Origin of the sequence: Anaerovibrio slackiae (assembly GCF_009695585.1) — a bacterium.
GTDB classification, from domain to species: Bacteria; Bacillota; Negativicutes; order Selenomonadales; family Selenomonadaceae; genus Anaerovibrio; species Anaerovibrio slackiae.
Map to the genome: position 1 here is coordinate 13,332 of NZ_VUNR01000006.1, position 20,400 is coordinate 33,731.

The window sequence follows — 20,400 nt, forward strand, 5'->3', positions numbered from 1 at the left end:
AACTTTTAAGCTTAAACACATTCAGATGTTACATATTTCCATTCTATAGCAAAAATATTCCATTGTCAATATTGAGAATTGTCAATCTGTCCTTCATTTTGCCAAAAAGGCAAGACATTATTCCATCTGCCAGGCAGACTGTCCTCCCTCACAGATGGATTTTTTTCTTGAACATTTCTGCAACATATTCATCATGTGTAATAACCAGCATGGCCCTGCCTGCAAAAGCAGCCAGCAGCCCTGCCAGCAGCCTCTCCCCGGTCCGCCTGTCCAGGCCGCAGGTAGGCTCGTCCAGCAGCAGGAGCCTGCTGCCGGTGCTGAGAGCCCTTGCCGCCGCCAGTGCCACCAGGAGCCGCTGCCTCTGTCCCCCGGACAGCCTGCAGCCATCCTGCCCCAGCCGGTAGCCCAGCCCATCGGGGCAGCTCCTGACGAAGTCCCCCAGGCAGGCAAGCTCCAGCGACTGCCACACTACAGCCTCAGAGCCTTCCGGGCAGAGCCTCCTGAACAGCTCCCCTATGGTGGTGTCAAATACATACACGTTCTGGGTGATGGCGCTGACCGTGCCCCCTTCTGCCAGCAGGCTTCCCTGCAGGGTGCCCCTGTCCGGCTGCCACAGCCCCAGCAGCAGATAAAAAAGCGTAGTCTTGCCGCTGCCGCTGTCCCCCAGCACTGCCGCCTTCTCCCCTGCCATGAGCTCAAAGGACACCGAATCCGGCACCCTGTGAACCCCGTCGTAGGAAAAGGATATCCTGTCGGCTTTTAGGCAGACTTTATTACTATTCATTATACTACTTTCTGCCCAAATTTGACTACTATTTTTCTCAAATTGACTATTGTTTTCTGAAATTTGGCTACTATTTGCCCCGGACAAGGCAGGCAGCACATGGCGGACCGCCTCCGCCAGCCCGGCAAACTCCCCCAGAATCGCCTGCACGGACACAGCCAGCACCGCCGCCTCCACAAAGCTCATCCTGCCCAGGCTGCAGCTCTCCCACAGCTCTGCCATCAGGAGGCAGAAGGGCAGCACCAGCATGAGGCGGATAGCCAGCTCTGTCAGGCTGCGGCAGCGTCCCTGCCGCCTGCCGGCCAGCCACAGGCTGTGTGCCGCCCCGTCCAGCTGCGCCTCTGCCCATGCCCTGCCCCCTGTAGTAAAAAGCTCCTCCCTGCCTGACTGCAAATCCAGCAGCCTGTGACGGTAGGCGCTATATTCCGCCGTCAGTGCCAGCTGCTTCCTCTCCCCCAGCCAGGCAGTACCTGCCACCGCCAGCCAGCACCAGGCAGGCAGCCAGCTGCACAGGGGCGAAAGGCTGCCCATGCCGCAAAGCACCGCTGCTGCCAGCATCGCCAGCATGAGGCTCACCAGCATAGGCGTCACACCCCTGAGGTAGAAGCTCCGCCATTCCTCCGCCGCCCGGTTCAGCCTGTGCAGGAGGCTCCCCTGATTCTCCCCGCTGCTGTGGCTGAGGGGCAGCAGCCGCAAGAGATAAATAAACAGCCTGCGGCTGACCCGGGCAGAAAGGGCAAATGCCGCCGCGTGCCCCGTATACCTTTCACCGTAGCGGAGCAGGGCGCGCAATATGCCAAAGGCCCGCACCCCGGTAATGGGCAGTGCCAGGGTATAGAGCTCCGGCTGCAGGGAAGCTGCCGCTATCAGGTATGCCGACAGCCCCAAAAGGGCGATGGAGGACAGGGAAGACAAAAGGCTCAGGCAGAAGGCCGCCAGCTGCATGCATCTCATAAGCATGGGCCCACCTCCCCTTCAACTTTCCCGGACTCAGACTCAATTTCAATTTCAATCTCAGCCTCAATCTCAACCTTCTCAATCTCAGGCTCAGCTTCAACCGCAATCACCCTGTCCGCCCGGCTCACAGCCTGCTGGCGATGAGTGGCCAGCACCACCACCCTGCCGCTGCCCTGCCACTGCCGCAGCATATCCAGAAGCTCCCCTTCCTCATGGGGTTCCAGCCCTGCCGTCACCTCATCCAGGAGCAGCACGGAAGGGCTGCCCAGCATTGCCCTGGCCATCCCCAGCCTGTGCCGCTGGCCGTTGCTGAGGGAGATGCCCCCATCACCAAGCTTTGCTTCCATCCCCCCGGCAGCAGCCTGCCGTCTGTACCAGCTGCCAAGTCCTGCCAGCTCCAGCACCCTCACCAGCTCCCCATCGGGAAAATCCCTGCCCAGGAGCAGGTTGTCCCGGAGGGAGGCGGCATACACATGCGGCTCCTGGGGCACATAGCCGATAATTTTCTGCCGCGTTCCCTCCGGCAGTGCCCCCAGGTCATAGCCTGCCAGCAGGAACTGCCACCCGGCCGGGGGCAGGAGACCTGCCATCCGCCGCAGGAGGGTGGTCTTCCCGGCACCGCTGCTGCCTGTCACCACCGCAAAGGTGCCTCCGGGCAGCTCCAAAGCATGATTGCCGCTCTCACCTGCTCCTGCCAGCATTTTAGAACCAGTGCCGCTCCTATCTGCTCCTGCCGGCATTTCAGAAGCGGTGCCGCTCCCCTCTGCCCCTGCCAGTGCCAAGGCAGCAGTGCCAATTTTCTCCGCCTCTGCCAGTTCCTGGAGGGCAGCCCTGGTATTCATCAGCACATGAAAGGCCATGCCTGCACTCCTGACCGGCATAAAAAACTCCGGTGCCAGGAGAAGCACCAGAAAGCCTGTAGCAAAATCCAGGCTCCCTGCCAGCACCCTGAGCCCGATGCCCACTGCCAGCACCGCGATGGACAGGGTAGTGAGAAGCTCCACCGCAAAGGCGGAAAGAAAGGCTATCCGAAGCACCCTCAGGGAAGATTCGCTGTGATGCCTTGCCAAATCCTCCATCTCCCTCAGGGCGGCAGCCGTCCGCCTGAACAGCTTCAAGGTCACAACTCCCTGCATCAGCTCATAAAAGCCCCTGTTCAGCTCCGACTGCCTGTCCCACTGCTCCGCGCTGGCACCGGCTGCCAGCCTGCCCAGAAGGTACAGCATGACAGGCGCCACCGGCATGGTGACAAAGGCGATAAGGCCGCTGACCGCATCCAGATATAAGAACACTGCCAGGAACAGGGGCAGGCGGATAAGCCCCGCCAGCACCAGGGGCACCACCTTCTGAAAGAACTCATCCAGGGCATCCACATGCTGGCAGCAATACGCCGCCAGCCCGGCATTATCCAGCATATCCTGCCTTTGCATCCCCTGCTCTTTGTTCGGCATGTCCTGCTTCTGCAGCCCCTGCCCTCTGTTCAGCATATCCTGCCTTTGCCTTCCCTGCCCCCGGCTCAGCCAGTTCAGCCTGTGCAGCCGTTTTCTGCAGGACAGCCGCACCCTCTCCGAGATGCCGGACAGCAGATACCTGCCCAGGGCGCCGCACACCGCCTGGACAGCCAGAGCCGCCGCCAGAAGCAGCAGATACCGCCAGCCAGCATCAGCCAGCATCCTTTCTCCTGCCATGCCGTCAATCAGCATGGCCGCAGCGTATGCCGCCAGCAGGATGCAGCCATTCTCAAAAAGGGCAGCCACCAAGGTGGCCGCCCTCTCCCTGACAGGTATTTGGTTATAGCAAAACCGCAAAAACTTCTTCATCAATAGTGGTTCCCCTCTATATCTGCCTCCGTAATAGTGCCCCGGAAATGCCAGTAGGCCATCCCCTGATAAATCAGCACAATCGGCACGAAGACACATGCCGCCCCGGTCATGATGGACAGGGTATACGGGGTGGAGGAAGCATTGTAGATATTCAGGCTCCAGGCCGGGTTCAGGGAGGAAATCAGGATATTCGGGAACAGTCCCCCGAATATGCCTGCCGTGGTAAAGAGCACCGCTGCCGCCGTCCCTGCAAAGGAACCGCCGTAAAGCCCCGCCTTCATCAGCACCATTGCCGCCACAAAAGCGACAACTGCCAGCCCGATAAGCACCAGTGGCATAGTAGTGGACAGGAGCCCGGTGCAGGCATACATGCCAAAGGCAAACATCAGGTAAAAGACCGCTGCCAGCAGCCCCAGCTTCAGGGCAAGAGCCTTGATTTTCTCCTGCAAGGCATACCTGCCCAGCCGCATGTTGAGGTAGGCAGCCCCGTGGAAGGCAAATACCAGCAGAAATGCCGCGCCGCCGATAATCGTCCCCGGTGTCAAAAGGTCAAAAAACGTCCCTGCATAAATCATATTGGCATCAATCTTCATGCCGCTGACCAGGTTTGCCACAGCCACCCCCCACAAGAATGCCGGCAGGGCGCTGCCGATAAAAATCGCCATATCCCAGAGCCTGCGCCACTTGATATCCTCCAGCTTGTCCCGGAACTCAAAGGCAACGCCCCTGAGGATAAGCCCTATCAGCATCAGAAAAAGTGCCAGGTACATGCCGCTGAACATGGTGGCATACACATGGGGAAAGGCCGCAAAGGTGGCTCCCCCTGCCGTAAGCATCCACACCTCGTTGCCATCCCACACCGGGGTAATGGTCCTCAGCATCATGCGCCTTTCTGTATCGTCATTGGTAGCCAGCATGGACACCATGCCCACCCCGTAGTCAAAGCCCTCCAGAAGGAAGAACCCGGCAAACAACACGCCTATCAGCACGAACCAAATAGTGTTCAAATCCATTTCCATTATCTGCCACTCCCTTCCTCAGTCTTCTGCAATCTTGGTATTGTAGATATGGCGGAAGCCGATGCCGACAGCCACCGCAATCAGCACCAGGTACACTGCCGTAAAGCCTGCGATGGTCAGCCCCACCTCACCGGCAGTGAGGTTTGGCGATACGGCATCAGCCGTCTTCTGCAAGCCCACCACAATCCACGGCTGGCGGCCTGCCTCGGCAATATACCAGCCTACAGAGTTGGCGATAAAGGGCAGGAAAAACAGCACCTGCACCAGCTTCAGCACAATCGGAAAATCCAGGAGCTTCCTGCGCCATGCCAGAAGCCCCAAAAGAGCCGTAATGGCAGCCATCAGCCCCCCTACGCCAATCATGATGCGGAAGCTGAAAAACAGCCCCGTCACATCAGGGTAATAGTCACCCTGGCCGTATTTTGCCACCAGCTCCTGATGGAGGTCGTTCATTCCCTTTACCTCCCCCTCAGGCTTGTTGTAGAGCATAAAGGAGAACAGGGCCGGTATCTCGATGGCCATATCGTTCTTGTGCTCATCCTCGTTGATAACCGCCATGACGGTAAAAGGTGCCGGGTTTTCCGTCTCCCACAGGGCTTCCATGGCAGACAGCTTCATAGGATTGGCCTCCGCCAGGTACTGGGTATGGAAATGGCCTACCCCCATGGTGCCCATGAGCCCCACCATGGTATAGACTACCGCTGCCTTCAGGGACAGCTCAAAGGCCGCCCGGGACTCCCTGTCATACAGGAGCTTCCAGGCGGAGATTGCCAGTACCAAAAAGCCTGCCGTGGACACACCTGCCAGCAGGGCATGGCCGAACTCCCCGTGGACATAAGGATTGGTCACAAGGGCCAGAAAATCCGTCATCTCCGCCCGGCCGTTGCTGATGGCATAGCCCACCGGGTGCTGCATAAAGGAATTGGCCGTCAGAATCCAGAAGGCAGACAGATTGCTGCCCAGTGCCACAATCCAGATAGTCAGGCAGTGCAGCTTCGGGCTGAGCCTGTCCCAGCCGAACATCCAAAGGCCTAGGAAGGTGGACTCCAGGAAAAATGCCGTCAAGGCCTCCAGGGCCAGCGGCGCACCGAAAATATCCCCCATGAACCTTGAATACTCCGACCAGTTCATGCCAAAATGAAATTCCTGCACAATGCCTGTTACCACGCCCATGGCGAAGTTAATCAGGAACAATCCCCCGAAGAATTTCGCCAGCTTCCTGAGCCTGTCCCTCATGGCATAGGTCTTTGTCACCAAAGAGCCCGTCTCCAAAAGTGCCACGAAAATCGACAGCCCCAATGTCACAGGCACGAACAGAAAATGATACACAGTTGTCAGGGCGAACTGCACCCTGGACAGCAAAAGCGCATCCATACCTTTCCCTCCTTTTCTTTTACCGCAGAAAAACGATTCTCCATTGATTATAAATACAATCAGTTCTCACTGTTATTTATTCGACCAAAGGGAAAAAATTCCTGCTAAGAACGAGAAAAAATACACAAAATTTGGCAAAATCCCGCCCGGGCAGGTACCATGGGCATACCTTATCGGGCTGATTGCCCCCGCAGGCACACCTTCTTGCCGCAAAAGGCGATGCCGTACTTCCAGACTTTCTCTATCTGCCGCTGCTGAAACTCCGCGATGTAGGACAGCTCCTCAATCTGTGCCAGGGCTTCCAGTGCCTTTTCCTCCAGCTGCCCCTCGTCAGCTGCCCGCTTGAACTCCATGATCACCCCGTAGTACCGCCTGTCGGTGGGAATCAGCGCCAGATCGAACCTGCCGTAGCCGCTCTCCCGGTTGGACTGCACTATATGGGTATCTTTCAAGAGGACGCAGAAGCCCAGCATCATGCCGTGATAAAAACTTTCCCCGTTGGCAGCATCGTGGTAGCTGACGCTGTTTCTCAGGATGCGGTTCAAGTCCTCCTCAAAGAGAACGGCATTGCCCTTCAGCATTTCATCCATCATATTGGTTATATCGCTGACACCGCGATAACCTGTAAAATTCTGCGCAATCTCACGGGTGAACAGCCGCAAAATTTCCAGGTTCGGTATCTGCAAATCCATATAGGTGCCCAGCAGGCTGTCCTGAGAACTGGTGCATTTCAAGTAGCCGGTAGTCAGCAGCATGGTGTACAAATCATCGGCATTGCTGCCGATTTCTTCATAAATAATCCCTTCCTGCACCTGCTTGCTGATTGTATTGCCGTCCATCAGCGACTGCAAATCCTCCCGGTCCCTGCCATCCAGCCTGTCCAGCATATATTTGATAATGCCGTTGCCGGAGGTGTTTACCCAGTATGGCGCAGGCTTGCATTTGGCATCAAAATACATGATGACGGACCAGGGGTTGTAGATTTCACTGCCGCCGAAGCTGTAGCCGTCATACCATTCCCGGATTTCCGGCAGCTTATCCTCTAGCTGCAAATCCGCAGCCATCCTTGCCACTTCCTGGCCCGTAAAGCCAAATATATCGCTGTAATCCTCCGAAAGGACGCTGCACACCTTGAGATTGTTCAGGCCGCTGAAAATGCTCTCCTTGGCCACCCGCAAAACGCCGGTCAGCACCGCAAACTCCAGGGCATCGTTCCCCTTCAGCACCTCGCTGTAAAACTGCCGCATGAAGCGTATCATGTCCTCATAATAGCCATCTTCCCAGGCATGCTGTATAGGGGCATCGTATTCGTCAAGAAGCAGGATGGTCTTGACACCATAATGCTTCCACAGGTACACAGTCAGCATTTTCAGGCTCTTGCCCCATTTATCCCTGCCATACTGCTCATGGTCAGCTATATTGTACACTGACAGAAAATATTCCTTTTCCCGCTCATTAAGAGCCGGTGACTCAGCCAGAAAGCCGTATTCAGCATACAAATCAGAAATCTTGCCGCACAAATCACGCAGGGCGTCCTGATAATTGCCTGTGGCAATATCCTTCAAGGAAAAAAATATCACTGGGTATTTGCCCCGGTGCTGTATGTATTTTTCCCCTGCCCGGCTGATGTTCAGTCCCTTGAAGGTATCACGGCCGGCGGCATTGATGTCAAAGAACTCCTGCAGCATCCGCATGGCAAGGGTCTTGCCGAATCGCCGGGGCCGGGTTATCAAAGTGACCTTATTCTTATTATCCAGCAATTCCTTGATAAAATTCGTCTTATCAACAAAATAATAGTCCCTGGAAACCATTTCCCGGAAATTGTCCACGCCTACCGGCATAGCGTACATAACAAGCACCTCCTGACTCAACGCCCAGCTTCTTATCTGTATTTTATAACAAAAACATAAGTATTGCAATACAAAAAGAGGAATGGCATCTGATGATAATCACCAAATCTCATTCCCCTATTGATATTCTATATTGCTGCGGAAAATAATGCTTTTTATCTCATTTTGCCGTCAGCTATCTGCCCTGCCTGTGCAGCCTTGCCAATTAACTCAGCTATTCCCTGCTTATTGCAGCTCCACTAAGGTTGCCCCGGTACCCCCTTCGCTCATGTCGGCGAAGTTGAAGCTGGCCACGTTGCGGTGGCGTTTCAGGTAGGCATGGACGCCCTTCCGCAGGGCGCCGGTGCCCTTGCCGTGGATAATCAGCACCTGGCTGAGGCCTGCCATGACGGAATCGTCCAGGAACTTGCCCAGCACCATCTCTGCCTCGTCCACCATCATGCCCCGGATATCAATATCCCGGTGGGCTTCCTGAGCCTTGGAGATAAAGCTGCTGCCCCGCTTCCTGCCGCCGCCCCCGGAGAGGGAGCCATTGGCACCGCCCTTGGCAGACGGCTTTTCCTTGGGTGCCTTTTCCACAAATTTGCAATCCCTGGCCTTCACATTGGTCTTGAGGCTGCCCAGCTGCACCTCCAGCTCCTTGCCCCTGATGGACAGGACGGTGCCCTTCTGGTCCAGCTTGGTCACGTAGATGATATCCCCCGGCTCAAGGGTTTTCAAATCCACAGGCTTGCGGAAGGCCTTGACGGACACAATGCCCGGGCGCACCTTGCCAGCCGCCTCGTTAATCTGGTCGCGGGCTGCCTGAATGGCCGCCTGCCGCTTCTGGATGCCCTGGTCGTTGAACTGCTCCTTCAGCTGGCTGATGACCTCCTCGGACTCACGGCGCATGCGGCGCACCAGTGCCGCCCCCTCGTCCTTGGCACGGCGGAGGATATCCGCCTTTTTCTGGTTCAGCTCCACCCGCATGGCCTCTGCCTTGGCCTCCATCTGCTCCGCCCGGCGCAGCCTGGTCTCAATATCCGCATTCATCTGCTCATAGAGCATCTTTTCCTTTTCCAGCTGGTTGATGACCTGCTCAAACTGGGCATGATCCGCCTGAATCAGCTGCTTGGCGCGGATAATCAGGGACTCGCTGAGCCCCAGCCTGCGGCTGATGGCAAAGGCGTTGCTGGCGCCGGGTATGCCAATCAGCAGGCGGTAGGTAGGACGGAGGGTTGCCACGTCAAACTCCACGCAGGCATTCTCGATGCCCTCCCTGCCAAAGGCAAAGGTCTTCAGCTCCGAATAATGGGTAGTGGCCAGCACGGTGGCCTTGATAGTCAGCAATCGCTCAAGAATCGCCATGGCCAGGGCCGCCCCTTCCTCCGGGTCCGTGCCTGCCCCCAGCTCGTCAAGGAGCACCAAATCCTCCGGCTCCACCTTGTCAAGGATGGAAACCAGATGTGTCATGTGGGCAGAGAAGGTACTGAGGCTCTGCTCGATGCTCTGCTCATCGCCAATATCCGCGTAGATGTTGCTGTACACGGCAATCTCCGAGCCGGATTCCACCGGCAGGAACAGCCCTGACTGGGCCATCAGCACCAGAAGGCCGAAGGTCTTCATGCTGACGGTCTTGCCCCCTGTGTTGGGGCCTGTCACCAGCAGCATGCTGTAGCTGTCACCGATAGTAATGTCAATAGGCACTACCTTGTCCGGGGGCAGCAGGGGATGCCGGGCAGACATGAGCTTTGTCACCCCTGCCTCGTTCAGCACCGGCTCCGTGGCCTTCATCTCATAGGCGAGATTTGCCTTGGCAAAGGCAAAATCCACCTGCGCCATGATTTCGCAGTTGTCCATCAGCTGGCTGTCGTTCTTCCGTATCTTCTGGGAGGCCGCCCGGAGGATGCGCTCCACCTCGTGGCGCTCCGCTGCCGTCAGCTGCTTGATGTCATTGTTCAGGTTCACCACTGCCATAGGCTCGATGAAAAGGGTGGAGCCGGTGGCGGACTGGTCGTGGACAATGCCCGGGAAGTGCTGGCGGTACTCCTGCTTCACCGGCAGCACATAGCGGTCGCCACGCATGGTGACGATGGCTTCCTGAAAATACTTCTGGTACTCATTGTTGTGCAGGAGGCCTGCCAGATGATCCTTGATTTTCGCCTGGCTGATCCTGATTTCCCGGCGGATGCGCTTCAGCTCCACGCTGGCATCGTCCCGGAGGTTGCCATGCTCATCCACGATGTGCTCCAGGTCCTTTTCCAGCTGGCCAAGGATTTCCAGGCTGCGGGCCCAGTTCTTCAAAATCGGTGCCTCTGCCTCCAGCTCCTTGAAGAACCGCTTCATCTCCCGCATGGCGTACATGGTGGTGAGAATGTCAAGAAGCTCGTCAGGAGCCAGCACTGCCCCCAGGCCTACCTTCTTGATGCTCTCCCGGATGTCCTTGATGCCCCCCAGGGGCGGCTGCGCCATGGAGGACACATAGACCGCCTCCGCCGTCTGCTGCAGCCGCTCCCTGACTTCCTCCCTGTCGCCGGAGGGCAAAAGTCCGCCAGCCAGCTCCTTGCCCAGGGTGGTGCCTGCCTTTTCCCTGAGCCTTGACAGGATGCGCTTGTATTCTAAAACCTTAAATGATTCCTGTTCCACTTATAATACTCCTCTAAAGTAATGGCCTCTGGTGATATTCTCCCCTTCCAGCTGCTGCACAGCCTTTTTCTCAGCCTCTGTCAGTTCTGCCGGATAGGCCATATACTTTCTGTAGTTCCTTACTGTCTTTCTCAGCTGCCCCTCATCCATGTACCTGCCGTCAAGCCGCAGGCTGCTGATTCCCATGTCCCGGAATTTCATGGCATGGGGCAGCATGCTGAGACGGCTGCTGTTCAAAAGGTGCATATGGCAGTACTGATCCATCACCAATGGGAATTTGATGTCCTTCCTATCCTTGAGGAAGAAGCTCTTGCCGCTGGTGACGCATGGTGCGCCGCAGCTGCCCTTGTCCAATCCCCCCAGGAAGCTGCCTGTGCAGCAGTACTCGGACACCATCAGCTCCAGGTTGCCATCCACAAGGCACTCCACAGGCACAGGCGACTGGCCTGCCAGGTCAGATAGCTGCGCCATGTTCAGCTCCGGTGACAGGACGGCACGGCTGATGCCCAGCTCTGCCAGATGCCTCAGTGCCTCTATGTTGTAGCTGATGAGGGAAAAATCCGCCTCCACCGGCAAGTCAGTCAGCTTCCTTGCAGCATAGAGGCTGCCGATGTTGTGGACGCTGATGGCGGCTGCCCCCATATCCCGGATGCTTTCCAGCCATTTGTGGAAGGCTGGCAGCTCCCCGTCACGGATGATGCGGGGGGTGTTGAAAACCACCTCTGCCCCTGACTGCCTTGCCAGCTTCACTGCCATCTCATACATGGGCAGGGTAACTGCCTCGTGGCGGTAATTCTCGCCGCCGAAGACGATGCGATCCGCGCCCCCCTCAAGGGCTGCCGACAGCTTTGCCAAATCGTCTGCCACCACGGTAATGCCTGTTTCGCCACGGTTGCGGCTCCTGATATTTTCAGTCTGCCGGCATAATTCACTGGCAGTTTCACCAGACTTAGGGCTCCTGATATTTTCAGGGGCAGTTTTTTCTATAACGCTATAAAAATTGGCAAGGCCTGCCCGGACGGCAGTGGCAGCTTCCCTGCGTGCCTTATCTGCTTTCTGCTGAAAATCTGCCAGCCGCATCTTTTCCAGCTGCTCTACGCATTTTCGGCGCACCTCGTTCAGCTCGCTGACAGGCACCATGACATGGCCGCTGATTTCTGTCTTTAGCCCGGTCAATGTGAAAATGCTGGTGCCCAGGCGGCCAATCTGCTTCATGAGGGTTTCCTCCGTCAGGGGACGCTTCATGGCCTCCTGCCCGATAAACTCCGTCTCCGCCTCAGCCACATTACCATCTTCATCGGTGAGGCTGAGATAAAGGGGCTGTCCCACAGCTGCCCGGACAACGGCTCTCACGCCAAAGCGACGCACCGGGGCACCTGTATTGTACATGGCCTTGGCCGCATCCATCAGCTTCCCGTCATAGACCTTGAATACCCTGTCCCCCGGGAATACGCGCCCCTTGACGGTGAGGGCAGCCATGTCACCTGCCGCCGCCTTTTCTACCGGCAGAAGATTCTGCATGTTCAGGCTGCTGGCATTTTTTGCCAGGTTCTTCGCCTGATTCCTGTCCTGCTTTTTTCTATCGTCTTTGCTGATGTTTTTCTTGGCATTTTTCAGGCGGCTTTTGCCTCTGATACCTGTTACCAGCTGCATATCCTGCACGGTGGCAGTCACCCTGCCCCCTACCTTTACCCAGAAATCCACCTGGTCACCTGCACTGATACCATCTGACAGCCTGAGAACCGCCAGTCCGCTGTCCTCCGTCAGGGGATGGTACTCCTGCACCCTGCCCAGCATCAGCCCCCGGTTATTGGGACGCTTGTCGCTCATCATGTTGCGCCCCTGCTTCTTTTCCAGATATGCGGTGGTGAAATCCCTGTTGAAAATCTGCGCCAGGGCCCTGCTGTCCTCCTCCGGCACGGCAAAATCACCTGACAGGAAGCTGTCCACCGCCCGGCGGTAACAGCCTACGGCCACGGCCACATACTCAGGCCGCTTCATCCGTCCCTCGATTTTCAGGGAGGTAACCCCGGCAGCCAAAAGCTCCGGCAGCAAGTTGATAGTATTCATATCCCTTGGGCTCAGCAGGTATTTGCCTGCGCTGTCCCCCAATAGGTCATTGTCCTTTTCATCCACCAGGGTATAAGGCAGGCGGCATGGCTGGGCACAGCGGCCCCGGTTGCCGGAACGGCCGCCGATCATGCTGCTCATCAGGCACTGGCCGGAGTAGCAGACGCACAGTGCCCCGTGGACGAATACCTCTATCTCCGCCTTGGCATGGGCGCAGATGTGGCGCACTGCCTCAAGGGTAACCTCCCGGGACAGCACCACCCTGCTAAAGCCCAGGGCCTCCAGTGCCCTGACGCCGTCCAGGTTGTGCACCGTCATCTGGGTGCTGACATGCATGGGCAGCTCCGGCACGGTTTCCCGGACAATCCGTGCCGCCCCCAGGTCCTGCACCAGCACCGCATCCGCCCCTGCCTCATAGAGGAAGCGCAGGTACTTCTTCAGCTCCGGCAGCTCCCGGCTGTCCATGATGGTGTTCACTGTCACATGCACATGGACACCCCTGAGATGGGCAAAGCGGATGGCCTCCCTCATGCCCTCCTCATCAAAATTGTCCGCATAGGCACGGGCCCCAAACATATTGCCTGCCAGATAGACAGCATCCGCGCCGCTTTCCACTGCCGCTACTAATGCTTCCCGGCTGCCAGCCGGTGCCAAAAGCTCAATCACAACTAAAACCTCCGTACAGCCCTCATTGCTGCTGCCTGCTACACAATGCTTAACTCATGCTTTCTGAAAATCTTTTATATCACTTTCTGCTGAAAACAGCACTACACAATGCTTAACTCATGCTTTCTGATAATCCCTATGGGCTTTTTACCTTCTGCCCCGGACGCCGTTTTTCGCCCTGTCCCGCATACGGCGTGAACGGCTGTTGCGCCCCTTGTGCTCCGCACCCTTGCGGTTGGCGTAGCGGCTCTTTGCCTTCTTGGCCTGCTCCTTTTCGGCAGCGGCACGCTTGGCGGCCAGCTCACGCTCACGCTTTTCCCTTTTCAGCCGGGCAGCCAGGCTGCGGCCGGACACATCCTTCTGAATGTGGTTCTTGATGCCTGCCTCGATGCGCCGCAGCTGGGAATACTGACGGGCGTTGACAAAGGTGATTGCCACTCCCTGCTGGCCTGCCCTGCCGGTGCGGCCGATACGGTGAATATAGCTTTCCGTATCCCTTGGCATGTCGTAGTTGAACACATGGGTTACGCCCTCGATGTCCAGTCCTCTGGCGGCAATATCCGTAGTCACCAGAATCTGCAGCTTTGCCTCCCGGAACTTCCTCAGCACATTGGTGCGCTGCAGCTGGGACAGCTCCCCGTGCAGCTCATCTGCCAGATAACCCCGCCTTGCCAAAGCCATTGCCACCTGGGACACACGGCTTCTAGTGGAGCAGAAGACCATGGCCAGATAAGGATTCTGCTCATTAATCAGCTCGCAGAGCTTGTCCAGCTTGGAGTCCTCCACCGTATCCACTATCCGCTGCTGGATATTGTCCAGGGTGATGTTTTCCGTCTTGATGATAACATGCTGGAAATCCGTCATGTAGCGGTGGGCCAGTGCCTTGATTTTGTCCGGCATGGTGGCGGAAAACAGCATGATCTGCCTGTCCCTGGCCATGGTGGACAAAATCTGCTCCACATCCTCCAAAAAGCCCCGGCGCAGCATCTCGTCCGCCTCGTCCAGCACAATCCTGTTGGTGGTGGCAAAATTGATGGTTCTGCGCCGCATGTGGTCCAGAATCCTGCCGGGGGTGCCGATAATCACATGGGGCTCCCTGCCCAGCTTCTGCTTCTGCCTTTCTATGTCCTGACCACCGTATATGGCTAATGAACGCACGCCCTCCGCCTTGCCCAGCTGGGCTGCCACCTTGGCAATCTGCAAGGTCAGCTCCCGGGTAGGTGTCAGAATCAGGGTCTGGATGTTGTCCGCCTGCACCTTTATCTTGTCGTACAGGGGCAGCAAAAATGCCAGTGTCTTGCCTGTGCCTGTCTGGGCCTGTACTATGGTGTCCCTGCCGTTCCTGAGGGCAGGAATTGCTTCTGCCTGCACAGGGGTAGGCTCCTTGATGCCCATCTGCGCCAGCACGGTGCAGATGCCTTCGGACACCCTCAGCTCATTGAATGAAGTGATTTTATTCTCCATAATCTATCCTCTAAAAAATACTGAATTGAAATGAGCCGATGGCATACGTCATCGACTCATGTTTACTGCTATAGAATACTAAAAGCTCACTCTGCCCCGTACATCTTGGCCAGCCTTGCCTGCACTTCCTCATCAGCCAGGAAGTCATCGTAGCTGGTGAGCTTGTCAAATACTCCCTCAGGAGTCAGCTCAATGATGCGGTCGGCAATAGTCTGCACAAACTGATGGTCGTGGGAAACGAACAGCAAGGTTCCCTTGAAGGCAATCAGCCCGTCATTCAGGGCCGTAATGGACTCCAAATCCAGATGGTTGGTAGGCTCGTCCATCAAAAGCACGTTGGCGCCGCTGAGCATCATCTTGGACAGCATGCAGCGTACCTTCTCGCCGCCGGAGATAACGGAGGCTTTCTTCAGGCTTTCCTCGCCGCTGAACAGCATGCGCCCCAAAAAGCCCCGGACAAAGGACTCATCCGGGTCCTTGGAATACTGGCGCAGCCAGTCGGTGAGGCTCAGCTCGCAGCCCTCAAAATACTGGGTATTGTCGTTTGGCAGATATGCCTGGGTAGTGGTAACGCCCCACTTGAAGGAGCCCTCGTCCGGCTCCATTTCACCCATCAAAATCTGGAACAGGGCAGTCTTCCCTGCGCTGTTCGGGCCGGTAAAGGCAATCTTCTCGCCCTTCTTTACCGTAAAGGAAACATTGTTCAGCACCTTTTCCCCGTCAATGGTCTTGGAAATGCCCTCCACCAGAAGCAGCTGGTCGCCAGCCTCCCGGTCAGGGGTAAAGGCAATATACGGATAGCGGCGGGAAGACGGCTTGATATCCTCCAGGGTAATCTTGTCCAAAAGCTTCTTTCTGGAAGTAGCCTGCTTGGATTTGGAAGCATTGGCTGCAAAGCGGGCAATAAAGGTCTGCAATTCCTTGATTTTTTCCTCTTTCTTCTTGTTGGCGTCCTTGGCCAGCTGCAACGCCAGCTGGCTGGAATGATACCAGAAGTCGTAGTTGCCCACATAGAGCTGGATTTTGCCAAAGTCCACATCCGCAATATGGGTGCAGACCTGATTCAGGAAATGGCGGTCATGGGAAACCACGATAACGGTGTTCTCAAAGCCAGCCAGAAAGTCCTCCAGCCAGTTGATGGAGGCCAGGTCCAGATGGTTGGTAGGCTCGTCCAGCAGCAGGATGTCAGGATTGCCAAAGAGAGCCTGCGCCAGCAGTACGCGCACCTTCAGGGCAGGGTCCAGCTCGGACATCTTCTGATAGTGGTATTCCTCGCCGATGCCCAGGCCGTTCAGCAGCTTGGCTGCATCGGACTCGGCATCCCAGCCGTTCAGCTCCGCAAACTCCGCCTCAAGCTCACCGGCACGGATGCCGTCCTCATCGCTGAAATCAGGCTTGGCATAGATGGCATCCTTCTCGTCCATAATGTCCACCAGGTGCTGGTTGCCCATGATGACAGTGCGCAGCACCTCATACTCGTCATAGGCATAATGGTCCTGCTTCAATACGGACATGCGCTCACCCGGGGTAATGTCGATGGAGCCCTTGGTTGGCTCAATATCGCCACTCAGGAGCTTCAGGAAGGTGGACTTGCCGGCACCGTTGGCACCGATAACGCCATAGCAGTTGCCCGGCGTGAACTTGATGGATACGTCCTTAAAGAGGACGCGCTTGCCAAATTGCAGTGTTACACCGCTAGTTGAAATCATTGTTACTTATACCTCGCAAATTCTAAATTAATTCATTAATTACTTATTTATCAGCATCAGGAATTAATAATTCCCTTGTAATAGTCATTTAATATGCTCTGGCCGTAGCCTACTCCCGGCACTGCCCAGCGGCCATTCAAATCCTGCCATCTGGTCAGGGTTTTCTCCCCGTAGGAATTGCGCACCAGGTCATAGCGCGGATCCACGATATTGTCATCAGGCTTTTCCGTGGAGGCGTATGCCAAAAGGTGCTGGATATGGGCCTTTACCCCCAGCCGCGGCGTGGCAAAATAAGCCCCCCGCACTGTGGCGCTGGTAGTTCCCAGGCCGCAGTAGTTGTTCTGCGCCGGCACCACCGTGCCGCCATACCTGAAATAGCCTGTCTCCTTCAGGGCCTGGGCAAAGGCAATATCAGGGCGGATGCCTGTGCGGCTGCCTTCCTCATAGTAGTATGCCACCAGCTCCTGGGGGGAAACGTTCAGCTTGGGATAAGGATTGTTCCTCAGGAGGTAGCGGACGCACTGCTCCTGGGTGGCCACGGCGCCCCCCATAATCATGTTGTCATCATTGCTCATGGCCACCACCGCTGGTTTGGGCGGCATGAAATCCTCCGGATGCAAAATCCGCTGGATGCGTTCCTGCAGGCTAAGCGCCTTTTCAGGCTTTTCCGCAGCTGACATAGCCTCAACGCCCTCATCAGCCACTTCGTTCCTATCCATGACATCGCCAGACCGGAGGGATTTGTGCCTGTCCGTATTTACCACTGTACGGCCTGATACCCTGACATCCTCAGGCTGGCCTGCCTGCCTGCCCGTTGCGGCATCGGCACTGCCTATTCCGGCAAAAAACAAGAAACTAAGGCTGCAAGCAACAACCGATAATAATCTCTTACCTCTCAAAATCACTGCCCCCAAAAACAACTTAAAACAAAAAATAACTCAAAAACAGCTTTTTAACTCATTCACTCTATACAACGTCAAATATCATATCACGAAACCTGCACTATATGCAAGCCAATATCAGTCATAGCCGGACAGCTTTTAGCCTGACGCTCCTGGCTGCCCATTGATGCTCATATATCATGCTCCGTATTCATGGACCTGGCCAGGATGTCCCTGCCCAGCACGGTGACGGAGTAATACAGCCCCACAAAGAAGGGCAGGTATTCAGCAATGAACCGCCACGCCACTGCCAGCACTCCCACAGTGCCTGCCGGTACGCTGTCAGCAAACAGCAGCACGAAGCCACCCTCTGCAATGCCGGAGCCTCCCGGCGTCGGGGAAAAGTACAGCAGGATATTCAGGAACATCATGCGCCCCATTACCGTCAGCCAATCCACATCCGCCCCCAGCCCCAGCATCAGGCAGGGCACTACCATGTAAATAAAAATCAGGCTCAGCCCTGATTCAAAGAAAACCCGCACCATGGACTTGGGCGATGAGGCTAATAGCTGGATGCCTGTCTTGCAATCCCGGTACACCTGCAAAAAATGCTTGCGCATCACATGGGAGGAAATCCGCTTGGAAATCCTCACTGCCGCATAATCAAAGGCATTGTTGCGGATGCCGTACACCAAGATGCCCAGGGCCAGGAGCACAATGCTCCCCACCATGACCATCACATCGTTGGACACTCCCGGCAGGATGCCCTCGTCATGGAGAAACACGAAGGGCAGGCAGCATGCCAGGAACAGGATGGATACGATGGTACGCACCATGGCCAGCACAGCCGCCTTGCCGGCAGGCACCCCCGCCTTCTGGAGAAACATCACCTGGGCAATGGCACCGGCTGCCGCCCCGGGCCCCAGCATGGCCAGGAAATAATTGCCGAAGACCACCTGCACCGACTGCTTCAGGGTGATTTTTTCCCCGGAAATCTTTACCATGTGCATGAGCCTGGTACCGTCCAGCACCAGCCCCACGCCGATGGCAAGGATTGCCAGCAGCACCGACCAGGGCTGGAACATGTGCAGGTTGGCGATGGTGTTTATATCCACGGTAAAGTATATTACTGCCCCGGAAATCACAAGGACAAACATTGTCAAAAGGAAAATCCGCACACAGACTTTATTCATCGGTTAACTCCTTAAAGGATATAAGCCTAATATTCTGCTCCCTGATATAAGCCATGGCCTGCTTGGAGGTTACGGCGGCCAGCTCATCCTCCCAGTGATACTGCCAGTCGTAGATGCTGCCCAGCACACCGGCATCGGCACCGGGATGAACCATGATTTCGGAGGTGCCCTCCGGCAGTGCCTCCAGGATATTCATAAAGTATTCTTCTTCCATGTGCCCACCTGCCAGCATGCCAAAGAAGCTGTCAGGCATGGCTATGTGATAGTCTTTTGCCTGCCTGCGGGCCAGCATGGCGCAGGCTGTCAGGCCGCATTTTGCCACCCGGCGGAACATCCCAGACGGATAGCCGCCCTCAAAGAGAAACGCCTCTCCCGGATAGCGCATGCGGCGGATGCCGTATTTTTTCATCAGCTCCAGGCAGATTTCTGTAATGCCCGGCAGGGTATGCAGGTGCTGATGGCTGTCAAGGTGGGTGATGTTCAGCCCCAGTGACATAGCCCTGGCTATCTGGGCTTCGCACTCTGCGTAGAGCTGCCCCTTGTCGATATTGCCCAGCAGGTAGTTCTTGATGAATACCATGTGGTCGGCATGGAATTTGCCGTCTTCTGCCAGCAGGGTGGAAACCTTGTCCCGGGGCAGCAGGGGATTTTCTGCCACCAGCGTCAGGTGGATGCCAATGCCCAGCCAGGGATTTTCCCTCGCCAGCTGGCTGGCTTCCTCCACAGCCGCCCCTGTAGGCATCAGGGATGTACTGCGTATGCAGCCCTTTTGATAGCCCCGGATGACCGCCTTATTTACTTCACTATGGAGGCCGAAATCATCGGCATTTACAATCAGTCTTTTCAAAACTCATTCACCTGTTATTTCTTAGTATGCTCTCGCTATGCTGCCCCAAGGCATCATGATACAACTTCTTCGTGAGCCGCGTAGGCACTGTGGTTGTGGATGGATTCAAAGTTCTCGCACTCTATGGAAAACCACTGGATTCCCGTAAGCCCTCTCAGTGCCAGCACCCCGTCCCGGATGATGTCCTCCACAAATTTTGGGTTTTCGTAGGCTGTTTCCGTGACAAATTTCTCGTCCTCCCGCTTCAGCAGGGGATAAATCTGGCAGGATGCCTGCTTTTCCATCAGCTCCACCAAATCCTCGATGAGAATGCACTCATTCTGAGGATGGAACCTGACCTGCACATCCATGATGCCCCGCTGGTTGTGGGCCCCGTACCGGGAAATCTCCTTGCTGCATGGGCACAGGGATGTATACGGCAGCTTTACGCCCAATGTGAAGCGCAGGCCGCCCCCCTGCTCCATGTCACCGGCAAAGAAGCAGTCCACGTCCAGCACGGATTGCCTGCCGCTGACAGGGGCTGTCCTGTCCACGAAATACTTGAAGTCGATGCGGATGGAGGCGGACTCTGCCTGCAATTTGTCCAGGGCTTCCTGCAGGATTTCTGCCAGCTCCGGCTCCGCCACAGGCTTTTTGGACCATGGATTGAGTATCTCCAGGAAGCGGCTCATGTGGGTGCCCTTGTATTCCATGGGCAGTGCCACCGTGAAGCATGCCCTTGCCACTGCCTGCTGGTAGCCTCCGTCCTTTGTCTTGATGAGAAATGGCAGGCAGGCTTCCTTGATGCCTACCCTCTGTATGGAAATGCCGCGCTGGTCTATGCTGCTCTGAACATCCTTCATCCTACCCCTCCTAAATTGTGCTTTATACGACGTAATATGCCTTTAATATGACATGACAGTACCCATGAAAACACGCTCGCGCTCTTAGCACAGCCTCACGCTTCTAAGCTCCTGCATCGCTTACGCTCGCACTCGCTAAGAAGCGAGGCTGCACTCAAGGTTTTCCTGGGGTACATATCATGTCATCCCCGGCATATTATGACGTATATCGAATTATAACCGCCACTACGATATGTTATAGAACATATTTGTCAGATACTGTGGTATACTCATACGTTATATACTCTATGTATATT

13 protein-coding genes are annotated in these 20,400 nt (G+C 56.1%); all 13 read right to left on the bottom strand.

The features are described from left to right. Nucleotides 1-148: 148 nt before the first annotated feature. Complete coding sequence (locus FYJ84_RS04630; RefSeq protein ID WP_154406432.1) at nt 149-1,744, bottom strand: ATP-binding cassette domain-containing protein; 1,596 nt, start codon at nt 1,742-1,744, stop codon at nt 149-151. Further along, a complete protein-coding gene (locus tag FYJ84_RS04635) occupies nt 1,735-3,561 on the bottom strand; it encodes an ATP-binding cassette domain-containing protein (protein WP_205764102.1) in 1,827 nt (608 codons plus the stop codon). Before FYJ84_RS04635 ends, FYJ84_RS04630 begins: the two co-directional genes overlap by 10 nt. Then, a complete protein-coding gene (gene cydB / locus FYJ84_RS04640; protein ID WP_154406502.1) occupies nt 3,561-4,577 on the bottom strand; it encodes a cytochrome d ubiquinol oxidase subunit II in 1,017 nt (338 codons plus the stop codon). Before cydB ends, FYJ84_RS04635 begins: the two co-directional genes overlap by 1 nt. Nucleotides 4,578-4,601: 24 nt before the next feature. Continuing rightward, a complete protein-coding gene (locus tag FYJ84_RS04645) occupies nt 4,602-5,957 on the bottom strand; it encodes a cytochrome ubiquinol oxidase subunit I (RefSeq protein WP_154406434.1) in 1,356 nt (451 codons plus the stop codon). 170 nt (nt 5,958-6,127) lie between these two features. Continuing rightward, complete coding sequence (locus FYJ84_RS04650) at nt 6,128-7,807, bottom strand: AAA family ATPase (protein ID WP_154406435.1); 1,680 nt, start codon at nt 7,805-7,807, stop codon at nt 6,128-6,130. A gap of 225 nt (nt 7,808-8,032) precedes the next feature. Continuing rightward, nucleotides 8,033-10,432 (bottom strand): endonuclease MutS2, encoded by a 2,400-nt coding sequence (locus FYJ84_RS04655; protein WP_328596332.1) that lies wholly within the window; start codon nt 10,430-10,432, stop codon nt 8,033-8,035. Then, the gene (locus FYJ84_RS04660) at nt 10,433-13,168 is read right to left on the bottom strand and encodes a DUF3656 domain-containing U32 family peptidase (protein ID WP_154406436.1); all 2,736 of its coding nucleotides are present in this window, start codon (nt 13,166-13,168) and stop codon (nt 10,433-10,435) included. A 147-nt stretch (nt 13,169-13,315) separates the two neighbouring features. Continuing rightward, nucleotides 13,316-14,632: a DEAD/DEAH box helicase gene (locus tag FYJ84_RS04665; RefSeq protein WP_154406437.1), complete on the bottom strand. Its 1,317-nt coding sequence runs from the start codon at nt 14,630-14,632 to the stop codon at nt 13,316-13,318. 86 nt (nt 14,633-14,718) lie between these two features. Further along, the gene (locus tag FYJ84_RS04670) at nt 14,719-16,341 is read right to left on the bottom strand and encodes an ABC-F family ATP-binding cassette domain-containing protein (protein WP_154406438.1); all 1,623 of its coding nucleotides are present in this window, start codon (nt 16,339-16,341) and stop codon (nt 14,719-14,721) included. Between the two features lie 56 nt (nt 16,342-16,397). Beyond that, nucleotides 16,398-17,240: a glucosaminidase domain-containing protein gene (locus FYJ84_RS04675; protein WP_235901353.1), complete on the bottom strand. Its 843-nt coding sequence runs from the start codon at nt 17,238-17,240 to the stop codon at nt 16,398-16,400. A 173-nt stretch (nt 17,241-17,413) separates the two neighbouring features. Further along, nucleotides 17,414-18,415, bottom strand: coding sequence for a lysylphosphatidylglycerol synthase transmembrane domain-containing protein (locus tag FYJ84_RS04680; RefSeq protein WP_154406439.1), 1,002 nt, complete (start codon nt 18,413-18,415; stop codon nt 17,414-17,416). Then, complete coding sequence (locus tag FYJ84_RS04685) at nt 18,408-19,262, bottom strand: ChbG/HpnK family deacetylase (RefSeq protein ID WP_154406440.1); 855 nt, start codon at nt 19,260-19,262, stop codon at nt 18,408-18,410. Before FYJ84_RS04685 ends, FYJ84_RS04680 begins: the two co-directional genes overlap by 8 nt. Before the next feature lie 53 nt (nt 19,263-19,315). Further along, a complete protein-coding gene (gene folE2 / locus FYJ84_RS04690; protein ID WP_154406441.1) occupies nt 19,316-20,104 on the bottom strand; it encodes a GTP cyclohydrolase FolE2 in 789 nt (262 codons plus the stop codon). Between the last annotated feature and the right edge of the window lie 296 nt (nt 20,105-20,400).